Raw genomic sequence first — 5937 nt, 5'->3', positions numbered from 1 at the left:
GTTTCACCAGGCCACTACATTACATTGACTGCGGTTCATTTGTGGCAGAATGACACAGGCCGGAAAGGCGGTGATTGACCAGCAGAAGGGCACCGAAGCGGGAGCGTCTGGGGATGACCTGGGCGCTCCGTTTTCTTTGCCGGCCCCCTCCGAAGAGCGCACTTACTCACCACCGCCGCTGGCTGGCTGGTGGTATGGCCTGCGGCCATCGTGCGCCCTCCGGGGGCGGCTCTGCCGGGGTGTCCTCTCCTGCCGGTATATACCAGCAGACACCAATGGCGGCTTGTGCATCGGACGCAGCCACGCCGATCACCGGGGGCTTGGGGCCTTCGGCCACCAACAAGCTGCACCGGGTATATACCGGGGCATTGCTTACCTACTACTATCAGCGCCTATAAATGAGGGTTGAATGTCATTCCCAGTTGTGGTACACTTGGCTCGTGACAAATCGACAAATTTGAATTTGGAGGGATAAAATGGACAGACCTATTACGACATTATTTATGCTGATGTCTGTTGACGGAAAAATCAGCACAGGAGCAACAGATGATTTAGATGTGGACAAAGATTTCCCTAAAATTATGGGCGTTCAGGAAGGACTACACCAATATTATGAGATAGAGCAGACAACAGATTTATGGTCGCTTAACTCTGGCAGAGTACAGGAAAAAATTGGTATCAACATGAAAGAACTGCCGAACAAGTCGCCTGTTTCCTTTGTGATAATTGACAACGGTCATTTGACTGAACATGGTATTCGCTATTTTTGTGCCTTATCAAAAGAATTTGTGTTGATTACTTCCAATAAAGACCATCCAGCATTTAGGATAAAGAAAGCCAATCTTCATATCATTTATCAAAGTGAACTATCTTTGGCGGATGCTCTTACAGAACTTAAGTCAGAATATGGCTGTCAAAGGATTACTATACAAAGCGGTGGTACGTTAAACGGGTTATTCCTTCGGGAAAAACTATTCGATTATATTGATATTGTTGTTGCCCCTGTTTTAATTGGAGGGAAAGATACATCCACCTTGATTGATGGAAAATCCTTACTATCAAAAAGTGAACTATCACAATTAGGCGTGTTGAAATTACAAGAATGTACGGTTTTGGAGGACTCATATATTAGGTTGCGTTATAAAGTGATTCATTAACAAATTCCAGTTTATAGGGGATTTCATCTTTTGGGTGAAATCCCCCTTGACAAATGTTCTCTTGAGAGCCAATGGAAACATAAAAATTCCTCCCGTCCCATACCATGGAGCGGGAGGAATTGCTTTATGATTGGAATACTGTTGTGGAAGGAACCGGGAATACGGCAGAAGCAGGTGTCGCTGTCAGAGCGGAACATTCTGCACATGCGCTTTTTGTGCGCGGAGGTGGCCCGAGGGCCCAGAACGCCGGAGGCGTCCTTGCGGCGGCGGGTGTCGTCGGCGGCAAAGCGGATGCGGAAGATGGGCGTCACCCGGGCAGTGCTGCCGGAGGACTTTGCCTATGGAGTCCAGCTGGAGAAATACGGTGTCCGGCCAGTGTCCACTCTGGCCTTGCGCCGCCGCCTGGCATCGGACTGGGTTCGGCAGGGACTGGCGGAGCGGGGCATATCCCCCGGCGGGGCACGGATTGCGGTGTCCGCGGCCCAGATGACCGGAGAGCTGGTGCGGGCGGTGACGGAGCTGTCCCTGCGGCACCGGTACGTGCTGCTGGACGTCCCCTACGGCGGGGAGGAGCTGTGCCGCAGGCTGCGGCGGGAATACGGCGTGTCGCTGCTGCTGGGGCCGGACCGGGAGCAGCTGGAGGAGGCCGACGCCCTGGTGCTCTTTGACCCCAGGACGGATCTGCGGCGCAGGAGCGGCGTGACGCTGCCCCTGTACGACGAGGCGGCGCCCATGAGAGGGCTCTCTCTGCCTCCGGCGCTGGAGGAGCGGCTGCCGGAGGGGGCAGGCCGGGGACAGCTGCTCTCAGCCCTGCTGGAGGCGGGAGTTCTCCGTTCGGGACAGGTGAGCGCCTCGGCTCCGCCAGGTCCTGCGGCCGCGAATACGGTGCTTAACGCTTGACAATCTGGAAACCAACCACTATAATAATGCCCTGTAAATAAAATAGAATATGTATATTCTGGAAAGCGGTGAGCGTTTTCCGGTCAAAAGATACCAGAAAGGAAGCGGCAGACATGGAAAAAGAGTACAAGATGAGCCAAGCCCGGGCCGATGAGCTCCAGGAGGAGCTGAACTATCTTAAAACCACCCGGTCCGACGAGGTGGCTGAGCAGATCAAGGTGGCCCGGGGGTTCGGCGACCTCAGCGAGAACAGCGAATATGACGAGGCCAAGAACGAGCAGGGCAAGCTGTACTCCCGTATTGCCGAGCTGGAGGAGATCCTGCAGCATGTGGTTATCGTGGATGAGAGCAGCAGTACCGACGTGGTGGCCATTGGCTGCAAGGTGACGGTGAAAGGCCCCGCCGGCGAGGCGGCCTATTCCATCGTGGGCTCCCAGGAGGCGGACCCCATGCACGGCATCATATCTGAGGAATCCCCCTTCGGCAAAGCCCTGATTGGAGCCAAGGAGGGGGACACCGTTTCCGTAGAGGCGCCCCAGGGCATAATCAACTATACAGTGCTGAAAATTGAGCGGTAAAGGAGAAGGCAGCCATGAGTGAACAGAAGACATCCCAGCAGCCGGAGCAGGATCTGAGCGAGCAGAGAAGAGTCCGCCGGGAGAAGCTGGCGGCCCTCCAGGCCGCCGGGCAGGACCCCTTTCAGATTACCAAGTACGTGGTGACCCACCGTTCTGCCGAGATCAAAGAAAATTTTGAGGCTCTGGAGGGCCAGACGGCCTCCGTGGCGGGCCGCATCATGAGCAAGCGGGGCATGGGCAAGGCCGTGTTCTGCGACCTTCAGGATGTGAAGGGCCGCATCCAGCTGTACGTCCGCGTGGATGAGCTGGGCGAGGAGGAGTTTGCCAAGTTCAAGAAGACCGATATCGGCGACATCGTGGGCGTCGAGGGCGAGGTGTTCAAGACCAAGCGGGGCGAGATCTCCGTGAAGGCCCACAAGGTGACGCTGCTCTCCAAGTCCCTGCTGCCCCTGCCGGAGAAGTTCCACGGCCTCACCGACAAGGAGACCCGCTACCGCCAGCGGTACGTGGACCTCATTATGAACGAGGACGTGCGCCGCACCTTCCAGATCCGCACGGCTTTCATCAAGCATGTGCGCAAGTACCTGGACGACCGGGATTACCTGGAGGTAGAGACCCCCATCCTGAACACCATCCAGGGCGGCGCCACCGCACGGCCCTTTGTCACCCATCACAACACCCTGGGCCTGGATATGTACCTGCGCATCGCCACGGAGCTGCACCTCAAGCGGCTGACGGTGGGCGGTTTCGAGCGGGTGTATGAGATCGGCCGCATCTTCCGCAACGAGGGCATGGATCCCAAGCACAACCCGGAGTTTACTACCATCGAGCTCTACGAGGCCTACGCCGACTTCCACGATATGATGGACATCGCCGAGGGCATCCTTTCCTCCGCCGCCAAGGATATTCTGGGCAGCTACCAGGTCCAGTGGCTGGGGGTGGATATTGACCTGACCCCCGGCTGGAAGCGGCTGACCATGACCGACGCCGTGAAGGAGTATGTGGGTGTGGACTTCGATGCCATCAGCGATGACGAGGAGGCCTGCAGGGCCGTGGAGGCCAAGGGCATCGACCTGGAGGGCTGTGAGCGCACCTGGGGCACCGCGCTGTACGAGGCCTTTGACCAGCGGGTGGAGGAGAAGCTGATCCAGCCCACCTTCATCACCATGTACCCGGTGGAGGTCTCCCCTCTGACCAAGCGATCTCCCAAGGACCCCCGGCTCACGGAGCGGTTCGAGCTGTTCATCAACCACGCGGAGTTTGCCAACGCCTTCTCTGAGCTCAACGACCCCATTGACCAGAGGGGCCGCTTTGAGCACGAGCTGGCCCTGCGGGACATGGGCAACGACGAGGCCGGCATGATGGACGAGGACTATATCACTGCCATGGAGTACGGTCTGCCCCCCACGGGCGGCATGGGCATCGGCATTGACCGGGCGGTCATGCTGCTGACCAACGCCGACTCCATCCGGGACGTGCTGCTGTTCCCCACCATGAAGCCCCTGGACTGATCAATTTACGGGAGGAGGCGCGGCCATGGAGAGGATCACCAGCAGGACCAACCCGCTGTGTACCCATTTCCGGAAGCTGGCCTCCTCCAAAGCCTACCGGGAGGAGACGGGGGAGTTTCTGTGCGACAGCCCCAAGCTCCTCCGGGAGGCGGCGGTGTGGGGGGCCGCGGTCCGGACTGTGCTCCATACTGAGGAGGCGGACGTCTCCCGGGCGCCGGCGGGGTGCCGGCTGGTGCAGGTCAGCGAGAGCGTGATGAAGGCCGTCAGCCCCATGGAGACGCCCCAGGGGGTGGTCTTCTCCTGCGCCCTCCCCCGGTGGGACGCGCCGCAGGCCCTGGAGCCCGGCCGGTATCTGCTGCTGGACGGCGTGCAGGACCCGGGAAACGTGGGTACCATGCTCCGTACCGCCGACGCCTTCGGTTGGACGGTGTTTCTCCTGCCGGGATGCGCCGACCTCTGCAATCCCAAGACTGTCCGGGCCGCCATGGGGGTCCACTTCCGAAGCGCGGTTTACCGGGATACTCTGGACCACGCCGCCGCCCTGGTAAAGGCGGCGGGGCTGCCCCTGTACGCCGCCGCCCTGGCGGAGGACACGATGGACCTGCGGCAGGCGGACCTGCGCCGCTGCGCCGTCATGATTGGCAGCGAGGGCCGGGGCGTGTCCCAGGCGGCCCTGGCACTGTGTGACCGGACGGTGAAAATCCCCATGTCCAAAACCTGCGAGTCCCTCAACGCCGCGGCGGCGGCCGCCGTGGTGCTGTGGGAGGGTGCGCGGAATGACTAGAGACTGTTTAAAAACCGGCGGAATGTCCAGCGGCGGCAGAGTTCTTTTTGCCCCTTTTCCCCCAAGTTTTGCTTCACAAAAACAAGTGTCATTACAGTCTTTCAGGAAAAAGGGCGAAGGAGGCGGGATTATGCTGAAATATTGGATTTGGATGGCGGAACTGCCAGGCCTGACAAATCAGGCCCGGCTGGCACTGCTGCGCCATTTCGGAACCCCGGAGAATGCGTATTACGCGGATGCCGGGGAAATTCTATTGACAGAGGGCATTACCAAAAAACAGGCGGAGGCGCTGGAGGAGAAGAATCTGGCCGCCGCCGGGAAAATCCTTTCGGACTGCCGCCGGCTGGGGCTGCGCATCCTGACATTTCAGGACGCGGAGTATCCCAACCGGCTGAGAAATATCTACGACCCGCCCTTTTTGATGTATGTGCGGGGCCATTTGCCACCGGTGGATGAGGAACCCGTCATTGCGGTGGTGGGTACCCGGAAGTGTACGCCCTACGGTGAGAACTGCGGCGAGAAGCTGGGCTACGGACTGGCCCGGGGCGGCGCCATTGTGGTCAGCGGTCTGGCCCGGGGTGTGGATGCCGCAGCCACCCGGGGTGCGCTCCGAGGCGGGGGCGTGCCCATCGGCGTACTGGGCTGCGGCCTGGACGTGGTCTACCCGCCGGAGCACCGCTATCTCTACGAGGACGTGGCCGCCGCGGGGGCGCTGTTGTCCGAGTACCCGCCGGGGACGGAGCCGGATAAGTCTCACTTCCCTGTGCGCAACCGCATTATGGCGGGTCTGGCGGTGGGCACCGTGGTGGTAGAGGCGCCGCTGCACAGCGGTGCGCTCATCACCGGCAACACCGCCCTGGAGCAGGGACGGGACCTCTTCGCCGTTCCCGGTCCCATCGACGCGCCCGCCAGCGCGGGGTGCAACCGCATCCTGCGGGACGGCGGTATCATCGTCACGGAGCCCCGGGATGTACTGAGCTGGTATGCCGCGCGATTCCCGGACAAGC

General features: G+C 59.9%; 6 protein-coding genes. All 6 read left to right on the top strand.

From position 1 onward, the window contains the following. The first annotated feature begins 476 nt into the window (after nucleotides 1-476). Nucleotides 477-1157, top strand: coding sequence for a dihydrofolate reductase family protein (locus QZ326_RS10770; protein ID WP_295745037.1), 681 nt, complete (start codon nucleotides 477-479; stop codon nucleotides 1155-1157). A 126-nt stretch (nucleotides 1158-1283) separates the two neighbouring features. After that, the gene (locus QZ326_RS10765) at nucleotides 1284-2057 is read left to right on the top strand and encodes a hypothetical protein (RefSeq protein WP_295745035.1); all 774 of its coding nucleotides are present in this window, start codon (nucleotides 1284-1286) and stop codon (nucleotides 2055-2057) included. A gap of 113 nt (nucleotides 2058-2170) precedes the next feature. Then, the gene (greA, locus tag QZ326_RS10760; RefSeq protein WP_295745033.1) at nucleotides 2171-2635 is read left to right on the top strand and encodes a transcription elongation factor GreA; all 465 of its coding nucleotides are present in this window, start codon (nucleotides 2171-2173) and stop codon (nucleotides 2633-2635) included. A 14-nt stretch (nucleotides 2636-2649) separates the two neighbouring features. Then, nucleotides 2650-4146 carry a lysine--tRNA ligase gene (gene lysS, locus QZ326_RS10755; protein WP_295745031.1) on the top strand — a complete coding sequence of 499 codons (1497 nt, stop codon included), beginning with the start codon at nucleotides 2650-2652 and terminating at the stop codon, nucleotides 4144-4146. 25 nt (nucleotides 4147-4171) lie between these two features. Further along, nucleotides 4172-4930 carry an RNA methyltransferase gene (locus QZ326_RS10750; protein WP_295745029.1) on the top strand — a complete coding sequence of 253 codons (759 nt, stop codon included), beginning with the start codon at nucleotides 4172-4174 and terminating at the stop codon, nucleotides 4928-4930. A 130-nt stretch (nucleotides 4931-5060) separates the two neighbouring features. Continuing rightward, nucleotides 5061-5937, top strand: an 877-nt coding sequence (gene dprA, locus QZ326_RS10745) for a DNA-processing protein DprA (protein ID WP_295745028.1), incomplete at its 3' end; no start/stop codon positions are given.

Source organism: uncultured Oscillibacter sp. (assembly GCF_910587525.1).
In the GTDB taxonomy this organism is placed as follows: Bacteria; Bacillota; Clostridia; order Oscillospirales; family Oscillospiraceae; genus Oscillibacter.
Note: the sequence above shows the minus strand (reverse complement) of the source record. Positions and strands in the feature narration are given on the sequence as shown.

What these genes read in the sequence shown, in the direction of transcription:
- QZ326_RS10750 (WP_295745029.1), top strand. Translation starts at nt 4,172, where the DNA reads ATGGAGAGGATCACCAGCAGGACCAACCCGCTGTGTACCCATTTCCGG.
- QZ326_RS10770 (WP_295745037.1), top strand. Translation starts at nt 477, where the DNA reads ATGGACAGACCTATTACGACATTATTTATGCTGATGTCTGTTGACGGA.
- lysS (WP_295745031.1), top strand. Translation starts at nt 2,650, where the DNA reads ATGAGTGAACAGAAGACATCCCAGCAGCCGGAGCAGGATCTGAGCGAG.
- QZ326_RS10765 (WP_295745035.1), top strand. Translation starts at nt 1,284, where the DNA reads ATGATTGGAATACTGTTGTGGAAGGAACCGGGAATACGGCAGAAGCAG.
- greA (WP_295745033.1), top strand. Translation starts at nt 2,171, where the DNA reads ATGGAAAAAGAGTACAAGATGAGCCAAGCCCGGGCCGATGAGCTCCAG.